General features: G+C 75.1%; 16 protein-coding genes. 4 read left to right on the plus strand and 12 right to left on the minus strand.

Going from position 1 to position 20,673, the window contains the following annotated elements; all coding sequences use genetic code 11:
- Window positions 1–1,008 (minus strand): protease pro-enzyme activation domain-containing protein (locus tag VGL20_00195; GenBank protein HEY2702086.1); only part of this gene is annotated, 1,008 nt, incomplete at its 3' end.
- 85 nt (window positions 1,009–1,093) lie between these two features.
- Entirely contained in the window at window positions 1,094–2,746 is a 1,653-nt protein-coding gene (locus VGL20_00200) for a S53 family peptidase (GenBank protein ID HEY2702087.1), read from the minus strand.
- Window positions 2,747–2,895: 149 nt separating this feature from the next.
- Here VGL20_00200 and VGL20_00205 point away from each other — a divergent pair, with 149 nt between their 5' ends.
- The gene (locus VGL20_00205) at window positions 2,896–3,228 is read left to right on the plus strand and encodes a hypothetical protein (GenBank protein ID HEY2702088.1); all 333 of its coding nucleotides are present in this window, start codon (window positions 2,896–2,898) and stop codon (window positions 3,226–3,228) included.
- Here the strand turns inward: VGL20_00205 and VGL20_00210 are convergent.
- The 5 genes from VGL20_00210 to VGL20_00230 all read right to left on the minus strand — a co-directional run bounded on the left by VGL20_00210 (window position 3,225) and on the right by VGL20_00230 (window position 9,122).
- A complete protein-coding gene (locus VGL20_00210; protein ID HEY2702089.1) occupies window positions 3,225–4,181 on the minus strand; it encodes an NAD-dependent epimerase/dehydratase family protein in 957 nt (318 codons plus the stop codon). The two genes, VGL20_00205 and VGL20_00210, sit on opposite strands and share 4 nt — an antisense overlap.
- Window positions 4,178–5,851, minus strand: a complete 1,674-nt coding sequence (locus tag VGL20_00215; GenBank protein HEY2702090.1) for an acyl--CoA ligase — start codon at window positions 5,849–5,851, stop codon at window positions 4,178–4,180. Before VGL20_00215 ends, VGL20_00210 begins: the two co-directional genes overlap by 4 nt.
- A 128-nt stretch (window positions 5,852–5,979) precedes the next feature.
- A complete protein-coding gene (gene fgd / locus VGL20_00220; GenBank protein ID HEY2702091.1) occupies window positions 5,980–6,987 on the minus strand; it encodes a glucose-6-phosphate dehydrogenase (coenzyme-F420) in 1,008 nt (335 codons plus the stop codon).
- Window positions 6,988–7,043: 56 nt separating this feature from the next.
- Entirely contained in the window at window positions 7,044–8,108 is a 1,065-nt protein-coding gene (locus VGL20_00225; GenBank protein ID HEY2702092.1) for a hypothetical protein, read from the minus strand.
- 300 nt (window positions 8,109–8,408) lie between these two features.
- Entirely contained in the window at window positions 8,409–9,122 is a 714-nt protein-coding gene (locus VGL20_00230; GenBank protein HEY2702093.1) for an HAD family hydrolase, read from the minus strand.
- Between the two features lie 69 nt (window positions 9,123–9,191).
- Here VGL20_00230 and VGL20_00235 point away from each other — a divergent pair, with 69 nt between their 5' ends.
- Window positions 9,192–10,310: a geranylgeranyl reductase family protein gene (locus VGL20_00235; GenBank protein HEY2702094.1), complete on the plus strand. Its 1,119-nt coding sequence runs from the start codon at window positions 9,192–9,194 to the stop codon at window positions 10,308–10,310.
- Between the two features lie 397 nt (window positions 10,311–10,707).
- Here VGL20_00235 and VGL20_00240 read toward each other — a convergent pair whose 3' ends face one another.
- From VGL20_00240 to VGL20_00250, 3 genes are read right to left on the minus strand one after another with little or no spacing between them, the layout of a single operon-like run.
- Window positions 10,708–11,349 (minus strand): hypothetical protein, encoded by a 642-nt coding sequence (locus VGL20_00240; protein HEY2702095.1) that lies wholly within the window; start codon window positions 11,347–11,349, stop codon window positions 10,708–10,710.
- A gap of 59 nt (window positions 11,350–11,408) precedes the next feature.
- On the minus strand, window positions 11,409–12,215 hold the full coding sequence (locus VGL20_00245) for an inositol monophosphatase family protein (protein HEY2702096.1): 807 nt from the start codon (window positions 12,213–12,215) through the stop codon (window positions 11,409–11,411).
- A complete protein-coding gene (locus VGL20_00250) occupies window positions 12,176–14,158 on the minus strand; it encodes an SDR family oxidoreductase (protein HEY2702097.1) in 1,983 nt (660 codons plus the stop codon). The genes VGL20_00245 and VGL20_00250 overlap by 40 nt, the downstream gene beginning before the upstream one ends.
- Before the next feature lie 157 nt (window positions 14,159–14,315).
- Here VGL20_00250 and VGL20_00255 point away from each other — a divergent pair, with 157 nt between their 5' ends.
- Window positions 14,316–15,479, plus strand: a complete 1,164-nt coding sequence (locus VGL20_00255) for an acetyl-CoA C-acetyltransferase (GenBank protein HEY2702098.1) — start codon at window positions 14,316–14,318, stop codon at window positions 15,477–15,479.
- 106 nt (window positions 15,480–15,585) lie between these two features.
- The gene (locus tag VGL20_00260; GenBank protein HEY2702099.1) at window positions 15,586–16,818 is read left to right on the plus strand and encodes an Ig-like domain-containing protein; all 1,233 of its coding nucleotides are present in this window, start codon (window positions 15,586–15,588) and stop codon (window positions 16,816–16,818) included.
- Here the strand turns inward: VGL20_00260 and VGL20_00265 are convergent.
- Both VGL20_00265 and VGL20_00270 read right to left on the minus strand, forming a co-directional pair.
- Complete coding sequence (locus VGL20_00265; GenBank protein HEY2702100.1) at window positions 16,749–18,113, minus strand: ribonuclease H-like domain-containing protein; 1,365 nt, start codon at window positions 18,111–18,113, stop codon at window positions 16,749–16,751. The genes VGL20_00260 and VGL20_00265 overlap by 70 nt on opposite strands.
- Before the next feature lie 9 nt (window positions 18,114–18,122).
- Window positions 18,123–20,654, minus strand: a complete 2,532-nt coding sequence (locus VGL20_00270) for a DEAD/DEAH box helicase (protein ID HEY2702101.1) — start codon at window positions 20,652–20,654, stop codon at window positions 18,123–18,125.
- Between the last annotated feature and the right edge of the window lie 19 nt (window positions 20,655–20,673).

Raw genomic sequence — 20,673 nt, forward strand, 5'->3', positions numbered from 1 at the left:
CCGGGGAGCGAGGAGGTGGACGGCCTCCACGTCGAGGCTCTCCTCCGCGTACCAGCCCCCGGGGTCGCAGTGGGTGCCCGCCTGGGGGCTGGTGAGCGGCCGCGCCGGGATCTCGGTGAGCTGGTCGCGGCCGAGGGGCACCAACCCGCGGCTCCGTGAGTAGCGGTCGACGTCGGCGCGGATGGTGGGGCTGGCGTAGGCGTCGGTGACCGCCACCGTCTGGCCGCGCCCGTCGAGGCCGTCCCGCTCGGCATCGGCGAGGCCGTAGACGGTGCGCAGCTGCACCGCGCTGTAGCCGCAGGGCACGTAGGGCGGCACCGTCCCGTAGGCGGGAGGCAGCTCGGTGGCGAGGCGCTCGCCCCACCAGGCGCTGCACGGTGGTGCATTCACGAATCCTGCGGGTGCCGCCGGCCCGGCGATGGCGTGGTCGGGGCGGACCGCGGCGCCGCCCTCGTCGAGGCCGCTGACCGCCACGACGCCGTGCAGGGCCGGCATCGACGGCGCCACCGTGGGCCCGCGGAGCACCCGGTCGCCGACGCGATAGCCGGCGAGGCCGGTGCCGAAGGCGGCCGCGACCCGCGCGGCGGTGCCCTCGGCGGCGACGTAGTGCCGGTTGGCGGGGATGTCGACGACCCGCAGCCCCTGGCCCCGAAGCCAGGCGGCCACCGCCTCGACGTCGGCGGCGGCCGGGGCGAAGCGCTCGCGGAACTCGCCGGCGCCGAGGTGACGGCCGTAGCGCGGGCTGCGCGGGTCGGAGACCGCCTCGGCGAGCCGCAGCGCCTCCTCGGGGTTGCGCCACGACATGTAGACGGCGAGGTCGACCAGCTCCGAGCCCGGCACCGGCGCCTCCCGCTGCGCCGGCACCGCCCACTCCGGGACGCTGCCCGCCAGGCTCACCCGGACCTCGGCCGAGGCCACCGAGCGGTGCCCGGCCAGGCTGGTGAGCACGGCGGCTGCGGGGCTGAGCGCGAGCAGGCCCAGCCCGGCCAGGCGACGCCGACCGATCATCCACCACCGCCTTGGAGTGCCACCGCCGAGGGGGCTGCAGGATGGCGGTGCCACGGCGCCGCTGTCAACGCGCCGCCGTGGCCGGCTACGCCGCGGCCACGAAGGCGGCGATGTCGGGGGTGCCGCGGCCGGTGCAGTAGTCCCACCCCGGGGTGGCGGCGTGGAGCACCTGCGAGCCGGCGACGATGTCGTTGAAGGCGGCGGCGGGCACCCGGTAGATGACCTGGTCGGCGAACCCCAGCCCGCCACCATGGGCCTGCTGGGCGCGCGCCCAGACCCCGAGCCAGGCGGGCGCGCTGGCGCTGGTGCCGCCGTAGATCATCTCCCTGCCGTCGACCACCACCGAGTAGCCGCTCAGGGGATCGGCGTCGAGGCTCACGTCGGGGGTGCCGCGGCCCACCCCCAGGAAGCTGCCCCCGGCGCCCGACTGGTAGGCGCCGGGCCGCTCCACCTGCGAGATGCCGCCGCCACCGGCCTTCCACGCGACCTCCCTCACCGCCCCGGGCTGGCCGGTGATGGTGGTGCCGCCGACGCTCACCGCGGCGCTACTGGACGCCGGGTACAGGGGGCCGGGCAGCCCCGCGGGGATGCCGTTGACGCCCACCACCGCGGGGCAGAACGAGCCGCTGTCGCCGCTCGCGGCGAAGAGGCTCTGCCCCTGGGTGACCGCCTGGAGCATCAGCGGGTCGAGGGCGTCGACGACGCCGGTCAGGTAGGCGACGCTCTCGCAGGCGCCGAACGAGGCGCTCGCCTGGGGGGCGCGGTCGTCGGTCACCCAGCGCGCCATCATCGAGGCGACGTCGCCGCTGCTCAGCGAGGTGGTGTCGTAGACCAGCAGGTCGGTGACGTCCGGCGCCATCCCGGTCGAGACCTGGGTGTCGAGGTCCCACTCCGGTGAGCCGGCGAGGTCGGTGGAGGGCGTGCCCACCGGCACGGTGGTCCAGCGCACCCGGGGCAGGCCGCGGCGGCTCTCGAAGAGGGCGAGGTCGCTGCGGGCGTGGCTCACGTCGCCGGCGGCGAGCACGGCGACGGTCTGGCCGGCGCCGCGCACCGCCGGGGGCGCGTCGTAGAAGCGCCAGAGGTCGGCCGGCCCGTGGCGGGAGAGGTGCACCGACGGTGGCGGCGGCGGCACCCCGTCGGGGATGGGCGGCGGCTCCGCGGGCCGGCGCAGGGTGGGCTCGAGACGGCCGAGGTCGCCGAGGCCGAGCACCGCCCGCACCCGGCCGGCGAGGCCGTCGGGGAGCCGGGCGTCGCGGTCGGGCGCGACGTAGTCGAGGCCGGGCGCGTGGTAGGCGTGGAGCCGCACCCCGAGGGCGGCCTCGACCACCGGGCTGGGCGCGCTGAGGCGCACCAGGGTGCGGGCGGCGGAGACCGACGTCACCGCGAGCCCGGTCCGCCGCGCCCACTCCGCGACCGCCGCCACCGAGGCCGGCTCGGCGCCGAAGCGCGTCGCGAACTCGCCGGCGGCGAGGAAGCGGTGGTGGGCCGGGTCGGCGGGGCGGCCGAGCGCGGCGGCCAGGGCCGCGGCCCCGGCGGGGTCGCGGAGGGGCAGCACCAGGGTGAGGTCGAGCCGTCGCGGGGCGATCGTCCCCCGGTCGACCGCGCCGGCGACGCGCAGCTGCTGGAGGCCGGGCACCACCGGCGCGGCCGGCGGAGCCGCCGCCCGGGCGGTGGGGACGGCGGCGGTGAGCACCAGCGCGGCGGCGAGGCCGCGCAGGACATGGCGGCCTGCGCGCACGGCGGTCCTCTGGGTGGGCGGGAGCGTTGGTGGGGCGGGGTGTCCCGACATCATCGTCGGCACTCGGCGCGGGTGTCCACCGCGAACGCAGGGAATCGGGCGCTCGACCCCTCGCGCGCACGGCCCCGGTGAGCGACACTGTGGGCACCGTGAGATCCGGCGCTCCTCCCCCCGGTGCCACCAGGCCGCAGCGACCGCTGCGCCGCTATCGGGAGAGCGTCTGCTTCCTGGTCGCCCTCGGCCTCTACCTGGTGGCGTGGTCGGCGGTCCGCGGTGGCTACGCCGGCTCTCCCCACGGCTACCGGCTGCTGGGGGCGCTCGGGTTCGCAGAGGGGGTCTCGCTGGCGCTGCTGTTCTGGCTCCAGCAGACCCGGCTCATCCGCACCCCCATCCCCTGGATCTCGATCGCCTGGCGGACGCTGCCGGTGTGGGCCGCGATCGAGGTGATCATCGGCGTCGCCCTGGCCCGCGCCCAGGGTTAGGCTCGCGCCGGCTCCAGCCCGAACCAGGCGGCGGTGGCGGCGAGGCCGTCCTCCACCGCGGTCCGGGGCTCCCAGCCCAGCCAGCGACGTGCCCGCGCGCCGTCGAGGCTCACCCGCGCCACCTCACCGGCACGGGCGGGGGCGGATTCCACGCCGCCACCGCCGCCGCCACGGTCGAGCAGGATCTCCACCACCCGGCGGACGCTGGTCTGCTCGCCGGTGCCGACGTTGACGAAGCCGGAGCGGCGGGCTGCGAGGGCGGCGAGATTGGCGGCGACCACGTCGAGGACGAAGACGAAGTCGCGGGTCTGCTCGCCGCTCCCCACCACCAGAGGCGGGCGGCGGGCGCGGAGGCGGTGGCAGGTGATCGCCACCACCCCGGCCTCGCCGGTGCCGTCCTGGCGGGGGCCGTACACGTTGCCGTAGCGCAGCGACAGCCCCTCGACCCCGTGGCGCTGGCGGGCGGCGGCGAGGTAGCCCTCCTCGGCGAGCTTGCCCGCCCCATATGCCGAGCGCGGCCGGGGCGCCAGCCCCTCGTGGGCGGGCAGCCGGGCGGGGTCGCCGTAGACCGCGCCTCCGGACGAGGCGCTGACGATGCGGCGCGCCCCCGCGGCGCAGGCCGCCTCGTAGAGGGCGACGGTGGCGGCGAGCACCGCCCGCACCTGGGCGGCGGGATCGCGGAGCGCGTGCGCCACCCCGCCCCGGGCGGCGAGGTGGAGCACCGCGTCGGGGGCGAAGGCACGCAGCCCCCTGGCCGCCGCCGGGCCGCCGCAGTCGGCCTCGAGCACCTCCACCCCCGGCGGCGGCGCCGCGCCGCAGGGGTGGCTGAGGTCGTCGATGACGAGCACCGAGCCGCCGCCGGCGGCGAGCGCCTCGACCGTGTGCGACCCGATGAACCCCGCCCCGCCGGTGACCGCGACCCGGACGGGAGGCCGTCTCCCGCCCGCGGCTATTGCAGGCCCTCGCGCAGCCGCTGGCGCAGCTCGGTGCGGCGGATCTTGCCGCTCACCGTCTTGGGCAGCTCGCTGACGAAGTGGACCTCGCGCGGGTACTTGTAGGGGGCGGTCACGGTGCGCACGTGGTCCTGCAGCTCCCTGGCCAGCGCCGGGGTTCCCTCGACGCCGGGGACCAGGATGCAGAAGGCGGTGACGATCTGGGTGCGCTCGGGGTCCTCCCTGCCCACCACCGCCGCCTCGGCGACCGCGGGATGCTCGACCAGCGCGCTCTCCACCTCGAAGGGACCGATGCGGTACGCCGAGCTGGTGATGACGTCGTCGGCGCGACCCTCGAACCAGAGGTAGCCGTCGGCGTCCCGGCGGGCGTGGTCACCGGTGAGGTACCAGTCGCCGACGTGGCAGGCGGCGGTCGCGTCGGGGTCGTGCCAGTACTCGCGGAACATGCCGATGGGGCGGTCGGGCCGCACCCGCACCGCGATGTTCCCCTCCTCGTCGTCGGGGACGGGATTGCCCTCGTCGTCGACGATCTGCACGTCCATGCCCGGCGTGGGCTTGCCCATCGAGCCGGCGCGCACCGGCATGCACCGGTAGTTGGCGACAACGTTGACTGTTTCCGTCTGGCCGTAGCCGTCGTAGACGGTGAGGCCGCCGGTGCCGTCCTCCCACACCCGCATCACCTCGGGGTTGAGGGGCTCGCCCGCGCTCATGCAGTGGCGCAGCCCCCCGAGATCGTGACCCCGGATGTCGGTGAGCACCAGCATCCGGTAGAGCGTCGGCGGCGCGCAGAACGTGGTGATGCCGTTGCGCGCGACCACGTCGAGGATCAGGTCGGCGTCGGGCCGGCCCATGTTCATGTTCACCACCTCGACGCCGGCGGCGAACTGGCCGAACAGCTTGCCCCAGGCGGCCTTCGCCCAGCCGGTGTCGGAGATGGTCCAGTGCACGTCGTCGGCGCGCAGGTCCTGCCAGTACCGGGCGGTGATGGCGGCGTGGCCGATGGCGTAGGACTGCGGGTGCAGCACCATCTTCGGGTAGGCGACGGTGCCACTGGTGAAGTACACGAGCATGGGGTCGTCGCTCGCCGTGGGGTCGGCGGCGGTGTCGCCGTCGCCGGCGGCGGCGAGCAGGCCGGCGAGCGGGAGCCAGATGGCCGACGGGGCCTCCCCCACCACCACGTTGGTGCGCAGCGTGGGCAGCTGGTCGCGGACGGCGTCGACCTTCGCCGCGCCGTCGGTGTCGACCACCGCCGCCACCGCGCCGGAGCGCTCGATCCGGTAGCGCACGTCGCGGCTGGTGAGCATGGTCGGGGCCGGCATCGCGATGGCGCCGATGCGGATGGCGCCGAGCACCGCCGTGTACCACTCCGAGATCCTCGGCAGCATCACGAAGACGGGATCGCCCCTGCCGACGCCGAGCGCGGTGTACGCGTTGGCCATGCGGCGGCTCTCGCGGCAGAGGTCGGCATAGCTCTGGCGGGAGACCACCCCGCCGGCGGCGTCGAGCGAGAGCAGCGCGGGGCGGTCGGGTCCACTCGCCGCCTGACGCTCGAGCACGTCGAGCACGAAGTTGAAGCGCCGCGGCACGTCGAGCCGGAAGCGGGCGCGCTCCGCCTCGTAGTCGGTCATGTTCGGAGCCGCATCACGCCCGGGCCGCGCCGTGACCGCCATGCTCGATTCCTCCTTGTCTGGGGGGGCCTCCCCCAGGCCATCATCCGCGGATCTGCTCTGCGGGTGACAGCCTTCCCCCTGGCCGTTCCCCTGCAGCCGGGAGTATGCCAGCGTGCCCCGGCCGGGCTTCAGCCCGAGCTGTCGAGGGCGCGCAGCCGGGGCAGGACCTGCTCGGCGTAGAGCCGCAGGAAACGCGCCTGGTCGGGCCCGGGATGGTGGAACACGAGGTGGGTGAAGCCGAGCTCGAGGTAGGGGCGGATGCCGGCGATCTGCTCCTCGGGGTCGCTCGACACGATGAAGCGCGAGGCGGTGCGCTCCACCGGCAGCGCGTCGGCGAGCCGCTCCATCTCGATCGGGTCCTCGACGCCCACCTTCTCCTCGGCGGAGAGCGCCAGCGCGCCCCAGTGGCGGGTGTCCTCCATCGCCTTCTGCCGGTCGGTGTCGTACGAGACCTTCATCTCGATGGTCAGCTCGATCTCGGATGGATCGCGGCCCGCCTTGTCCAGCCCCTCGCGCACCGCCGGGATGAGGGTGTCGCGGTAGAGCTCGGGGGCCTTGCCGCTGGTGCAGATGAAGCCGTCCGCCAGCCGTCCGGCGAGGCGCGCCGCGGCCGGGCCGGAGGCGGCGACGTAGAGGCCGGGGGGCGGATCCGGGCGGTCGTAGAGGGTGGCCATGTGGGTGCGGAAGTAGGTGCCCTCGTAGGTCACCCGCTCCTCGGTCCAGAGCCGCCTGATCAGCTCGCAGGCCTCGCGGAGCCGGGCGAAGCGCTCCTTCTGGTCCGGCCAGGTGACCCCCACGGGCACCTCGTTCATCGCCTCGCCGGTGCCCACCCCGAGGAAGACCCGGCCGGGGTCGAGGCAGCCGAGGGTGGCGGTGGCGTGGGCCACGATCGCGGGGTGGTAGCGCAGCGTCGGGGTGACCACGCTGGTGCCCAACCGCACCCGCCGGGTGCGCTCGCCGAGCGCGCCGAGCCAGGCGAAGGAGAAGGGGGCGTGGCCACCGACGTGGCGCCAGGGCTGGAAGTGATCGCTGATCACGACCGAGTCGAACCCCACCTCCTCGGCGAGGATGCCGAAGTCGAGGAGCTCGCGCGGACCGAACTGCTCTGCGGATGCCTTGTAGCCGAGGGTGAGCACGTGGGCCTCCGTTCACTCGCCGACGTCACCGGGATGATGCCGGATGGGGGCGCGACTCAGCCCAGCAGGCGGGCCACCGTGATCGCCGGAGGAGAGCCCGGCGCGGGGGCGGCGTGAACGTCGATCTCGGCGTCGCCGGCGGCGCACAGCCGGGTGACCAGCTCGGGCTCGTCGAGGGCGGGGTGGCGGGCGGTGTAGGCGCCGAGCACGGTGCCGTCGCTGAGCAGCAGCACGCCGACGTCGGACGCCGTGACCACCCGGACGCCGCCGGTCACCCGGCTCTCGGCGAGGTGCTCGAGGAGCGCGGGAAGGCGCACGAAGGAGGCGTGCAGGCGGCGGAACCGGGCCACCAGGTTGACCATCTGTGCCAGCGCCAGGGCCACCTCGGGAAGGTAGACGGGCACGGTCAGGTCGTGCTCCTCCTCCTGCCCGGCGAGGGGGAGGCGGAGGCTCTCCAGCCGGCGGGTGCCGTTGCGGCCGGTGGCGAGCAGGGCGACCACGTCGCCGCGGTGGAGGATCGCCGCCTGGGCGCGCCCCCCGCCGGCGGTGACCAGGGCGCCGCTGTGCCCGCGGCCGCCGAGCTCGCGGAGCAGCGAGGGGCCGTCGACGTAGCTCGAGTGCAGCGGGCCGAAGAGCCGCGCGCCGTCGGGCATGGGGCAGGGACGGATGATCGCCGCCAGCGCCAGCGGCCAGCCCGGCGGCAGCTCTGCGGCCCCGGGCCGCGCCTCCGCCTGGGGGACTCCTCCCCCACCCCCCTCCTCGACATCCGGGACGGCGACGAGGTGGACCCGGGCCGCGGTGACCGGGCGCGGTGCGGGCGCGGTCGCCACCGCCACCGCGGCGCCGCCCTCGACCACCAGGGCGCGCCCGCCCACCGGCTCGGCGGGGGCGCGGCGGCCGCTGGCCTCCTCGATCCACTGGGCGGGGATCGAGCGCAGCTCGGCGGCCACGAACCCGGCCACCGAGACCGGCCGCGCCGCCGGCGCCCCCATCGCAACCGCCGCCGGCAGCTCCAGCCGCGGCGGCGGCAGAACGGGCAGGTGCAGGTCGGGGGGCGCCGGCTCGGGGGGCGCGGCCGGCGGGGTGGGCGGGACCGGGACCGCGGGTGGCTCGGGCGCCACGATGGCGGACGGCGCCGCGGTGGGGGCCGGGGCGGTGGATCCGCCGGTGGTCGGTGGGACGGAGGCCGGTGGCATCGAGCCCCGCCACGCCGCCCACCGGCGGATCCTGGGTGAGCCACGACCCCCGGCAGAGAGGGAGAGAAGAGCCGAGCGCAGGAGTTGGACGAAGGAGTGCATGCAGTGCCCGCCGAGGGAGTCCGGTCGACCGGGGTCGTGGCCCAGCCCCCCTACATGTTGGGGAGCCGTCGAGACCGTAGCACAACCCGTGGGGCTTTGGGGAACCCCTGTTCGTCCCGCGGGTCAGCCCAGCCGGGTCAGCTCGCGCACCGCGGCGGCGGCCGCGTCCAGGCTGGTCACGGAGGCGTGGGCGGCGCTCACCGGGGGGTGCGACGCCCCCGGCGCGACCCGGATCGCGCGCATCCCGAGGCTGAGCGCGGGGAGCACGTCCTTCTCCTCGATGTTGCCGATCATCACGCACTCTCCGGCCTCGCACCCGGCCAGCGGCAGGGCGGCGAGGAACATCGCCGGGTCGGGCTTGCGCCGGCCGACGTCGACCGAGGAGACGATGCCGTCGACCAGCGACAGCAGCCCGAAGGCCTCGAGGTCGCACCGATAGGTCGCGGCGTCGCGCCAGTAGGCGTTGCTGACGATCACCGTGCGCAGCCCCAGCTCGCCGAGGGTGCGGAGCAGCCGCTCGGCACCCGCGAAGAGCTCGACGAGGCCGGCGGCGGGAGCGTTCATCGCGCTCCGCACCGCCGCCGCCGCCGCGGCGGTGAGGGGCATCCCCAGCCGCCCGGCCACCTCGAGCACCAGGCCGTCGGTGTCCTGGACGAGCTCGCCGGAGAACCCGGTCACCGCCTCCTCCAGGGCCGCGCGGAGCCGCTCGAGGAGGTCGGGAGCGGCGCCGGGCAGCACCCCGGCGAGGCGCCGGACCGCATCCCCGGGCGGAGGCGATGCGGTGGCGCGGTCGGGCCAGAGGGTGCCCCCGACGTCGACCAGCGCAGCCCGCAGCATCGGCCCCAGGGTAGACGGCCGGTGGGGCGCCGGTTGCGCCGCGGGAGCGGCGGGCCGTAGCGTCGCGGGGTGGCCGCCCTCACCCACGACGCCGTGGTCGTCGGCGCCGGCCCCGCCGGCGCGCTCGCCGCCCTCCATCTCGCCCGCCAGGGCCGCCGGGTGCTGGTCCTCGAGAAGGCGCGCCCCGGCCGCGACAAGCCCTGCGGAGGCGGGCTGACGGTGCGCTCCTGGCGCGACCTCGAGGTGCCGATCGACGACCTGGTGGTGGCCAGGGTCGGCATCGCCGACCTCCGCTGCGGTCCCCGGCGGGCGGTGCGCGTGGCCCTCGGCGCCGAGGGGGTGCTGATGGTCCGCCGCCGCGACCTCGACCGGCGCATCGGGGAGGCCGCGGAGCAGGCGGGCGCCGAGCTCCACCACCAGGAGGCGGTGACGGCCCTCGAGCCCGACGCCGGCGGGGTCGAGGTGCGCACCGGCGCCGGCCGCTACCGGGCCGCGGCGGTGCTGCTCGCCACCGGGGCGGAGGCCCCGCTGCGCTCCGCGCTCGGCCTGGCGCCCACCGCCGGCACCATGGCGGTGGCCCTGGAGCTGGAGGGACGGGCCCGAGTCGCCCCGCCGAGGGACGACGCCTTCGTCTTCGACTACGCCGTCCCCGGCGGCTACGCGTGGGCGTTCCCCAAGGTGGGCCACGAGGGCTGGTGGAACGCCGGCATCGTCACCGGCCGCACCGGCCTCGGCGGTGAGCTGCGCCCCCGGCTGGCGCGCTTTCTCGACCAGGTGGGGCTGGACTTCGAGGAGCTCTCCGCGGAGCGCGCCACCGGGCGGCGCATCCCCTTCTGGGGCGGCCGGCGGGTCCTCCACCGGGGCCGGGTGGCGCTGCTCGGCGACGCCGCCGGGCTCGCCGACCCGTTCTTCGGCGAGGGCATCGCCGAGGCGCTGGCCAGCGGCCGCCTCGGCGCCCGCGCCGCCGGCGAGGTGATCGAGGGCCGCCGCGACGACCTCGGCGACTACACCGCCGCCGTCGACGCCACCCTCCGCACCCACCTGTGGCGGATGCGCCAGGCCGCACGCCTCGTGTACGCCGCGCCGACGCTGACGCTGCGCGCCCTCGCGATGTCGTCGCACGTGCGACGCCTGGTGACGCGCGCAGCGACCGAGCGCCTCGCCCGCGGCCCGGCCACCTCGGTGTGAGTGCACGTGTGTGAGACGCGTGCGGGACGTGGTCCTTCCCGAGTAAAAAGAAAAGGGCCGGCGCTTGGCCGGCCCCTATTCTTCGAAAGATCTCTTTCGACCCGACTGTCAAAGCCGGGAATCGGTCTGAGTACCGTGATGTCGGTCGCTGCCCCAGACCATCCGCGAAGGTTGACCCTTCACTCGCGTCCGCACCCGCGGTGCGGACTGGTGGTCGGGGCTCTAGGTCTCGGCCCGGCCGCGCCTCAGGCGCTGCCAGCAGGTTCGCATCATGTAGGGCGATCCCTCCGACAATTGCCAAACTTCGTGCTGCCTAGGATGCAGCAGCGGACCGCTCCCGTCAACACCCTGTGATGTTCCGTTACACCGCAAGGAGAGTCGGCGTGTGCGGACCGCGTCAGCCGACCCGCTCGGGCATGCGGCTCTCCACCCAACGGCGCAGCGCGTCACCGCTCTCCCACGACGTGATCAGCGCGTACCGCGGCTCGGGTCCCGGATGCCACACGACGTGGTACAGGCGCTGCGTGTCGATGAGCAGCTGCATCCCGCGGTGCAACCGGATGCGCGACTCGGTGGCGGGATCCTCGCGGTCCTCGCGGAGCACGAAGTACGAGTCGGGGCAGTCGCTCAGCTCCAACCACGAGCGCACCACCCAGCCCTCACCGTCGGGGTTCAGCCGGTTGTTGTCGTCGAGGTGGAGCTGGCGCAGCGCCGCCTGCTCCGACTCGTACGGATTGAGCTTGATGACGCGCACGCGTCCAAAGCGCGCACCGACACTCTCGACGTAGTCGACCAGGGTCGGGCAGATGGAACGGTTCTTCGTCCACACGCCGTCCTTGTCGGGCTTGCCGTGGTCCCAGAAGCCGCCGCACTCCATCTCGCCGAGCGCCGAGGCGATGGGCGCGAAGTTGGTGTCGCCGCCGCTCTTCCAGTCCATGTAGTCGAGGTCCAGGAACTCGCTCTCCGGCACCGGCGGACCGTTGTGGTCACGCAGCACGACGAATCCCCTCTCGGCGAGGACATCGAGCTTCTCATGCATGGGATGTCGACCTCGTTCTGATGACGGTGAGTGGACGATCGCGCGTCAGGGTAGGACAGTCAGCAGGGTGTCCGGAGCGCCTCCAGCACCTCGTCGTGGAGCAGCCCGTTGCTGGCGACCGCGCTGCCGCCGTCGATGCGCGGCCGGCCCTCCAGGTCGGTGAACCGGCCCCCCGCCTCCTCGACGATCCGCAGCAGCGGAGCCAGGTCCCAGGGGGCGACCTCGGGCTCGACGGCGACCTCGACGCAGCCCTCGGCGACGAGCACGTGCGACCAGAAGTCGCCGAAGCCACGGGTGCGGGCGCAGCGCCGCGCCAGCCCCAGGAACGGCGCCTCGAGGCCGCGGACGGCGAAGCCCGGAACGCTGTCGTAGGCGAGCTGGGCCCGGTCGAGCGAGGCCACGGTCGAGACCCGCACCGGCCGCCCCGAGGCATACGCGCCGCCGCCGCGCATCGCCCACCAGCGCGCCCCCAGCGCCGGCGCGGAGACCACCCCGACCTCGATGACGCCCTCCACCTCGAGGGCGATCAGGGTGGCGAAGACCGGAATGCCGCGGACGAAGTTCTTGGTGCCGTCGATCGGGTCGAGGAACCAGCGCCGCGCGCCGCCGCCGGCGCTGCCGTACTCCTCCCCGACCAGCGCGTCCTCGGGACGGGCGGCCTCGATCCGGGTGCGGAGCTCGCGCTCGACGGCGCGGTCGGCCTCGGTGACCGGCGAGCCGTCCTGCTTGCGCTCCACCGCGAGGGCGGTGCGAAAGCCGGCCATGCTGATGCGGTCGGCGCGGTCGGCGAGCTCCAGCGCCAGGGCGAGGTCGGCGTCGACGGCGGCTACAGGTGGATCCCCCGCATCAGCCGTCCCACCGCCCAGGCCTCCGGGCTGACCGTGGCCGGCTCCGCCCTGCCCCCCCCGTCCGGCCGGGGCGCGCTGTCGGGCAGCACCGCGTAGGCGGCGCTCATCAGCAGCTGGGCGAGCCCGGGGCTCACCGCGTTGGTGACCTGGCCCGCCTTGCCGAGCCGGGTCGACACCTCGGGCGGGCGGCTGATCATCGACTGCACCACCATGTCCGCGGCCTCCTCGGGGCTGATGGTGGGGAAGCTCTTGTAGATCGAGGTGGGCGCGATCATCGGGGTGCGCACCAGCGGCATGTGGATCTCGGTGATGGCGACGCCGTCGGCGGCCACCTCGGCGGCGAGGCAGCGGGAGAACCCGTCGAGGGCGGCCTTGCTGGCCACATAGGCGGCGAAGCGCGGCGGGAAGGTCTGGGCACCGATGCTGGAGATGTTGATGACCTGGCCGCGGCCGCGCTCCCGCATCCCCGGGACCACCTCGAGGATGCAGGCGACGGCGCCGAAGTAGTTGAGCTGCATGGTGCGCTCGAAGTCGTGGAAGCGGTCGAGCGAGTGCATCACCGCCCGGCGGATCGATCGGCCGGCGCTGTTCACCAGCACGTCGACGCGGCCGTGCTCGGCGATCACGCCGCGCACCATCGCGCGGCAGCCATCGACGTCGCTGAGGTCGGTGGGGTGGACCGAGGCCCGCCCGCCCGCCGCCTCGACCTCGGCGCGCAGCTCCTCGAGCTTCTCGGCGCCGCGCGCGACCAGCGCCACGATCGCGCCGGCGGCGGCGACGCGCAGCGCCACCGCCCGGCCGATACCGCTGGAGGCACCGGTGATCAGCACCACCCGGTCCTGGAGAACGCGGCGCAGGTTGGCCTCGGTGGGCAGCTCGGGGTCGAGGTGCCGCTCCCACCAGTCCCAGACCCTCCAGGCGTAGGTGTGGAGCGGCGGGCAGGCGATGCCGGTGCCGCGCAGCGCCTCCTGGGCGTTGGCGGCGTCGAAGGTCGCCGGGTAGTCCATGTAGTGGAGCGCCGCCTCGGGGATCCCCAGCCGCTCCAGCACCTGCCCGCGCACCCGCCGCACCGCCGGAAGCCCGCCGATCAGCTCGAGCGCGTTCCCCGGCACCAGCCGGGTCATCCGCCGGTCGAGGCGCAGCGCGAACTCGGGCGCGTGGGCGGCGCGGCAGAAGGTGTTGAGGGTGTCGCCGAGGCTGAGCGGGGCGGGATCGACGAGGTGGAAGACCTGCCCGTCGCGGTCCGGCAGGTGGGCGATGTGGTCCATCGCGCGGGCCACGAAGTCGACGGGGACGAGGTTGAGCTCACCTCCCTCGGGGCCGGCGAATGGCACCCATTGGGGGAACGAGTCGCGCAGCCGCTGGATCAGCTTGAAGGCGTAGTAGGGGCCGTCGACCCGGTCGGCCTCGCCGGTCTCGGAGGAGCCGACGACCATCCCCGGCCGGTAGATCCGGTAGGGGACGGCGCTCTCGGTGCGGACGATCGCCTCGGCGGCGTGCTTGGTGCGGAAGTAGGGGTGATCGAGCTCCTGCCCCTCGTCGAACATCGCCTCGGTGAACCGCCCCGTGAAGCGGCCGGCGACGGCGATCGAGCTGGTGTGGTGGAGGCGGGCGGCCTCGATGGCGTTGGCGAGGGCGACGGTGTTGCGGGTGCCCTCCACGTTGGCCCGGTCGGACTCCTCCTCGCCGGCGGTGAGGTCGTAGACGGCCGCCAGGTGGAAGACCTGGGCACCGCGGAGGCCGTCCCGGTCGGCCTCGGAGATGCCGAGCCCGGGCTGGGAGATGTCGCCGGCGACCGCCCGCAGCCGGGAGCCCCCGGGGTCGAGGCGCTCGCGGAGGGCCTCGAACCTGGCCGTCGACCCGGGCCGGACCAGGACGGCGATCCCGCCCTCGCGGCGGAGCAGGAGCGGCAGCAGCTGGCGCCCGATGAACCCCGTGGCACCGGTGACGAAGTACTGCACGGACGCCTCCTCCTTCAACCCCCCATCCGCCCCCACCCCTCGGTTCGCCCCCCCGGCAGGATACGGGGCACGGGGAAGGCGCCGTCAGGGCGGGGAGGCATACTCTTGACATCGGCGTCAACGCCACGCCGATCCCCACCACCGAGGTCGTCATCCCATGCCCGAAGCAGTCATCGTCGCCGCCGGCCGCTCGCCCATCGGCCGGGCCATGAAGGGCTCACTCGTCGACCTGCGGCCCGACGACCTCACCGCCCACGTGGTCTCCCGGGTGCTCGACCAGGTGCCCCAGCTGGACCGCGGCGAGATCGACGACCTCATCCTCGGCTGCGGTCTCCCCGGCGGCGAGTCGGGCTTCAACATGGGCCGGGTGGTGAGCCTGCTCGCCGGCCTCAACGTCCCCGGGACCACCATCACCCGCTACTGCTCGTCCTCGCTCCAGACCACGCGGATGGCCTTCCACGCGATCAGGGCCGGCGAGGGCGACGTCTTCGTCAGCGCCGGGGTGGAGACCGTCAGCCGCTTCCTCAACGGCAGCTCGGACATGCCCCAGTGCCAGAATCCGCGCCTCCAGCCGGGGAATCCCGAGGGCTACCCCGACGTCTACATCGCCATGGGCCTGACCGCGGAGAACGTCGCCGATCGCGAGGAGATCTCCCGCGAGGAGATGGACCGGTTCGCGGCGCGCAGCCAGAACCGGGCGGTGCAGTCACAGATCGACGGGTTCTTCGACCGCGAGATCATCCCGGTCCTGCGCCCCGACGGCGCCGAGGTGAGCCGCGACGACGGCCCCCGGCCCGGCACCACCGCCGAGGTGCTCGGCACCCTCCGGCCGGTCTTCCGTGAGAACGGCAGGGTCACCGCGGGCAACGCCTGCCCGCTGAACGACGGCGCCGCCGCCGTGGTGGTGATGTCCGACGTCCGCGCCCGCGAGCTGGGGATCACGCCGCTCGCCCGCATCGTCTCGACCGGGCTGAGCGCGCTCGCGCCCGAGATCATGGGCCTGGGCCCGATCGAGGCCTCGAAGCAGGCGCTGAAGCGGGCGGGGATGACCATCGACGACGTCGACGTGGTCGAGATCAACGAGGCGTTCGCCGCCCAGGTGATCCCCTCCGCCCGGGGGATCGGGCTCGACGCCTTCGACGACCGCCTCAACCCGTTCGGCGGCTCGATCGCCCTCGGCCACCCCTTCGGCATGACCGGGGCGCGGATCACCTGCACCCTGCTCAACGGCCTGCGCACCCTCGACAGGAGGATCGGGCTGGAGACGATGTGCGTCGGCGGCGGCATGGGGATGGCGATGATCCTGGAGCGGCTCGACTGACCCACTGCGAAACCTCTGTGTGGGCAGGGGCGTTCTGGCTTGGACTGCGCACCGCGCGGTGGCCACGGTTCTTTCCGAAATGTTCCAGGGTGTTACGGTTCCTCCCATGATCTCCACGCGTCCCCGCTCTCTTCCCGCCGCCCTGCTGGCCCTGGCCGGCTCCGTCGTGCTCAGCGCCTGCTCCGGCTCGTCCGCCGCGGGCCAGGGCCAGGCGGGCGCGGGCGCGCCCAGGGCCGCCCCGCCGGTGATCGCCATCTCGCCCGGCGACGGGGACGCCTCGGTCAAGCTCGACGCCCCGGTGCGGGTGAGCAGCATGGACGGCAGGCTCGACACCGTGGTCCTCCACTCGGTCGCCGACCCCACCCCGCTGGCGGGGCAGATGTCCGCCGACCACGCCAGCTGGACCTCGAGCGCGCTCTTCGACCCGGTCACGAAGTACCTGGTCGAGGCCACCGCGAAGGGGCAGAACGGGCTGACCGGGATCGCACGCGCCGGCTTCACCACCGAGGCCACCGCCGGCCGCCTCACCGCCGCGCCCCAGCCCGCCGATGGCAGCACCGTGGGCGTCGGGATGCCGGTGATCCTCCGCTTCAACACCCCGATCCCGCCGGAGCGGCAGGCGGCGCTGATCCAGCGGGTGACGGTGCAGTCGGTCCCGGCCACGGCCGGAGCCTGGCACTGGTTCGCCCCCACCGAGCTGCACTGGCGGCCCCGGGAGTACTGGCAGCCGGGCACGAAGGTGACCGTCACCGCCAGCCTGCGCGGCCTCGACGCCGGCAACGACGTCTGGGGCCTCGGGGACTTCGGCTACTCCTTCGTCATCGGCGAGAAGCACGTGTCGACCATCGACACCGTCAGCCACCAGATGACGGTCACCGCCAACGACCAGGTGGTCCACACCTATCCGATCAGCGCCGGCCGGGCGAAGAACCCGACCATCAGCGGCGTGCTGGTGGTGCGCTACAAGCAGTACGACGTGCTCATGGACTCGCAGTCGATCGGCATCCCCCGGTACTCACCCGACGGCTATTACGAGCACGTCTACTGGGACACGGCGGTCTCCACGTCCGGCTACTTCGTGCACAGCGCACCCTGGTCGATGTGGGCGCAGGGCAGCTCCAACGTGTCCCACGGCTGCGTGAACCTGAGCCCGGCGCGGGCCCAGGAGTTCTACCAGTTCAGCCAGATCGGCGACGTCGTGCAGGTGACCGGCAGCTCGCTCACCGCCGACGCCAGCGACGGCGAGGGCGACTGGCAGATCCCCTTCGATCAGTTCGCCAACACCGGCGCGGGAGCGGCCACCCCTCCGGCGAGCGCCAGGCCGGGGGGCGGGCTCTGAGCCGCGAGACGGCCGCGTAACCGCCGGCAGCGCCGCTCCCAGTCGACCACCCAGCCCCCCGCGGGGGCGCCCCGCAGCGCCGACAGCCGCCAGCCCTCGAGCCGCGAGCACAGCTCCAGCGAGCCCTCGGCGACGGCGAGCGCCTCGGCGTGGCGCTGCAGCCGTTCCAGGCTGATGGCGAGGGCGCGGGCGGCGCGGAGGTCGCTCGGCCGGCCGCGCCAGAGCCGTCCGAGGATCTCGACCGCCTCGGCCTCGGCCGCGCCTCCGCGGCGGCGCAGCCGGGCCGCCAGGGCGTGGGCGGCCTGCCGGTCCCACGGCCCCCGCTCCCCGGCGACGGTGGCGCGGAGGTGCTCCTCCACCGACTCGGCCACCCCACTGCGCTCGAGGTGGACGGCGAGCCGGTAGCGGTCGGCGGGGTGGACCGGCGCCACCATCCGGCCCTCGAGGTGGGCGGCCACCCGCGCCGCCAGCACCATCGTGGCGCAGAGGTCGAGCTGGTTGTGGACCACCACCCCCTCGAGGACGCCCCAGCCGGCGCCCCGCAGCCAGGCCTGGTAGCGGGCCGGCGCCTCGCAGCCCGGCACCTCGCCGTGGCGCTCCAGACCGAGCAGGTCGCGCTCGGCACGGCCCAGGGTGCAGGCGCCGAGGCGGTCGCGGAAGAGGCGGCGCACCGGAACCAGCACGTCGCAGTGCATCCCCGCCTCGAGCGCCGCGGGATCGAGGCGGTTGACCACCAGCCGTGAGCGCAGCGCGGGCACGTCGAAGCTGCGGCCGTTGTAGGAGACCAGCACCCGGCGGCCGGCCAGCCGCGCCAGAGCGGCGAGCAGGGCCGCCCGCTCCGCCCCGGGGTCGACGAGCAGGACCTGGTCGATCTCGAGGCGGTCGCCCCGGGGCACCCCGATGCCGGCGAGGAAGGCGAGCACCCCGCTCCCCCGCAGCCCGAGGGTCTCGAGGTCGAGGACCGCGGCCGACGACGCGTCCCAGAGCGGCCGGTGCGGGCCGGGGTCGCCCAGGGTGAGGCGCAGCAGCTGGGCGGCGGTGACCGGCCCGGGGGCGCCGGCGCGCTCCAGGAACGGCCCCAGGTCGACGCTCACCCGGCGCACCCAGGCGATCCCGCCGCCCGCCTCCTGGGGCTCGAAGCCCCCCTGACGAGCGCCCTCGGCGCGCCGCTCCGCGACCGTCTCGAGCTCGCGGGCGACCCGTGGCCGGGGCGCGGTGGGTGCGCCCCCGCCGCCGAGGCGGGCCAGCCGCTGGCGCAGTGCCGCCACCGCGGCGGCGCGGTCGGCGACCTCCATCCCGGCTCTCTAGGCTCTCGGCGCTGGCGCGCCGAGCGGTGGGATGACAGCCTTGCCCCTGCAGCTCTCCACCGCGATGTCGATCAGCGCCCGGGTGCTGCGCCGGGCGTCGACCGAGGCGGAGGGAGGCCCCACGCAGGAGGGGCAGCCGGCGCGGCAGCCGCAGCCGTCGACCAGCCCCCGGGCGGCGGCGAGCAGGCTGGCCTGCTCGCCGAAGAGGTGCTCGGCGAAGCCGATGCCACCGGGGACGGTGTCGTAGAGGTAGACGGTCGGCCAGCCGCCGGCGATGCCCTCGCGGCGCTCCACCGCCGGACGCCAGCCGGCCACCTGCTCGGCCGGCTCGGTCACGGCGGCGGGCTGCAGCGGCGCCACCGGGGCGCCGGTGGCCGGCGGCAGCGGCGCGCCCCGCAGCTCGGCGTGGCGGCCGAGGTCGCGGGGATCGCACATGCAGAGCAGGCAGGCGGCGTGGTGGAGGGCGGCGGCGAGCCCGCCCAGCCCGGTCTCGATGGTGGCCCGGTCGAGGCCGCCGAGCGCCGCCGGGTCGAAGGCGAGCCAGGCGGCGGAGGTGTGGAGGTCCTGCTCGGGCAGGGTGATCGGGCCGGCGCCGATGGTCTCGTGGGTGAGGAAGCGGATCTTCTTGTAGATCGCCGCCAGCCGGCTGATGCGCACCTCGCCGTGGCAGCGCCGGCAGCCGTCCCCCTCCGGGCCTCCGTGGATCTCGAGCACGGCGATCGACAGCCGGATCTCGGCCACGGTGTGGTGGTCGACGGTGACGGGGTGCACGTACGCCCGCTTCTCCTCCCAGTCGAGCCGCTCCACGTGGTACTGGGCGCCCTGGTGGATGTAGACGGCGTCGTCGTGCACCAGCACCGGGGCGGCGAACTGGTCGACCTCGCCGACCACCCGCCCGTGGCTGCCGGGCCTGCCCCCTGCGCTTGCCGCCCACTGCCCCTGCGGCCCCTGCCCGGGGCCGTCGGGCACGGTGCTGGTGTCGATGATCACCACGTTGCCGGCGCAGGCGGTGCGCAGGCTGATCGCCTCGGCGGGGAAGGCGTCGGCGCTCCAGAGGTAGCGGCCCGCGGAGCGGTGCACCAGCCCGTCCTCGGCGAGGCAGTCGAGCAGGGCGCCGACCTCGGCGCGGCCGAAGCGCTCGCCCTCGTCGAAGGCGAGCTCGAAGGCGGCCGCCTGGACGTGGCCACCGAGCACCAGCAGGTTGTCGGGATCGATCAGGCCGGACTCCGGCGGCGCCTCGAGCAGGTACTCGGGATGGGTGACGAGGAACTGGTCGAGGGGGCTGTCGGTGGCGATCAGCACCCCCAGCGAGGTGGTCTCGCGGCGACCGGCCCGGCCCAGCTGCTGCCAGGTGCTGGCCACGCTGCCCGGGTAGCCGACCAGCACCGCCGCGTCCAGCCGGCCCACGTCGATGCCGAGCTCGAGGGCGTTGGTGCTGACCACGGCGCGGACGCTGCCGTCGCGCAGCCCCGCCTCGATGGCGCGGCGCTCGAGCGGGAGGTAGCCGCTGCGGTAGCCGCGCACCGGGCCGGGACGGCCGGGCGCGGGCGGCGGATGGAGCCGCTGCAGGTAGGTGAGCAGCACCTCGACCGAGCTGCGGCTGCGGGTGAAGACGAGGGTCTGCAGGCCGCGGCGCACCAGCTCGGTGGTCAGCCGCCGGGCCTCCAGGGTCGCCGAGCGGCGCACCCCGAGGGCGCCGTCCACGAGCGGCGGGTTCCAGAACCACAGCCGCCGCTCCGCGCGCGGGGCGCCGCTCTCGTCGACGCAGTCGACCGGCCGCTCCAGCAGCCGCTCGGCGAGCTGGCGGGGGTTGGCGATCGTCGCCGAGCAGGCGATCACCACCGGGTCGCTGCCGTAGAAGTGGCAGAGCCGGCGCAGCCGCCGGAGCACGTTGGCGAGGTGCGAGCCGAACACCCCGCGGTAGCTGTGCAGCTCGTCGATGACCACGTAGCGGAGTTGTTGAAACAGGCGCACCCAGCCGGTGTGGTGGGGAAGGACGCCGGTGTGGAGCATCTCCGGGTTGGTGACCACGATGTGGCCCGCCTGCCGGACCGCGCGGCGGACCCCCGGCGGGGTGTCGCCGTCGAAGGTGGCGGCGCGCAGGCCGGGGGGCAGGTGGGCGGCGATGTCGCCGAGCGCGGCCAGCTGGTCCTGGGCCAGCGCCTTGGTGGGGAACAGCCAGAGCGAGCGGGCCTCGGGGTCGCGCAGCCAGGCGTCGAGGACCGGGAGGGTGTAGCAGAGCGACTTCCCCGACGCGGTGGGGGTGACCACCACCACGTCGCGCCCCGCCAGCGCACGCTCGACCGCCTCGGCCTGGTGGGAGTAGGGCCGGTCGACGCCCCGGGCGCGCAGCGCCTCGACCAGCAGCGGGTGGAGGCCGGCGGGCCAGGGGGCGTGGCGCGGCGCGCGGGCCTCGAGCCGGGCCTCGTGGACGATGCGCCCCGACAGCGCGGGGAGGCGGCGCAGCTGGTCGAGGGCGGCGGCGACGTGGTCCGCGGGGAGGGCGGCGATGCCGGGGGCGTCGGCCATGGGCCACTCAGCCTAGGCG

It is taken from the genome of Candidatus Dormiibacterota bacterium (genome assembly GCA_036495095.1).
Classification (GTDB): Bacteria; Chloroflexota; Dormibacteria; order Aeolococcales; family Aeolococcaceae; genus CF-96.

Excerpts from the sequence above, each read along its gene's own strand:
- VGL20_00215 (HEY2702090.1), bottom strand. The coding sequence starts at position 5,851 with ATGGCGGTCACGGCGCGGCCCGGGCGTGATGCGGCTCCGAACATGACC.
- VGL20_00230 (HEY2702093.1), bottom strand. The coding sequence starts at position 9,122 with ATGCTGCGGGCTGCGCTGGTCGACGTCGGGGGCACCCTCTGGCCCGAC.
- VGL20_00240 (HEY2702095.1), bottom strand. The coding sequence starts at position 11,349 with ATGCATGAGAAGCTCGATGTCCTCGCCGAGAGGGGATTCGTCGTGCTG.
- VGL20_00255 (HEY2702098.1), top strand. The coding sequence starts at position 14,316 with ATGCCCGAAGCAGTCATCGTCGCCGCCGGCCGCTCGCCCATCGGCCGG.
- VGL20_00260 (HEY2702099.1), top strand. The coding sequence starts at position 15,586 with ATGATCTCCACGCGTCCCCGCTCTCTTCCCGCCGCCCTGCTGGCCCTG.
- VGL20_00265 (HEY2702100.1), bottom strand. The coding sequence starts at position 18,113 with ATGGAGGTCGCCGACCGCGCCGCCGCGGTGGCGGCACTGCGCCAGCGG.
- VGL20_00270 (HEY2702101.1), bottom strand. The coding sequence starts at position 20,654 with ATGGCCGACGCCCCCGGCATCGCCGCCCTCCCCGCGGACCACGTCGCC.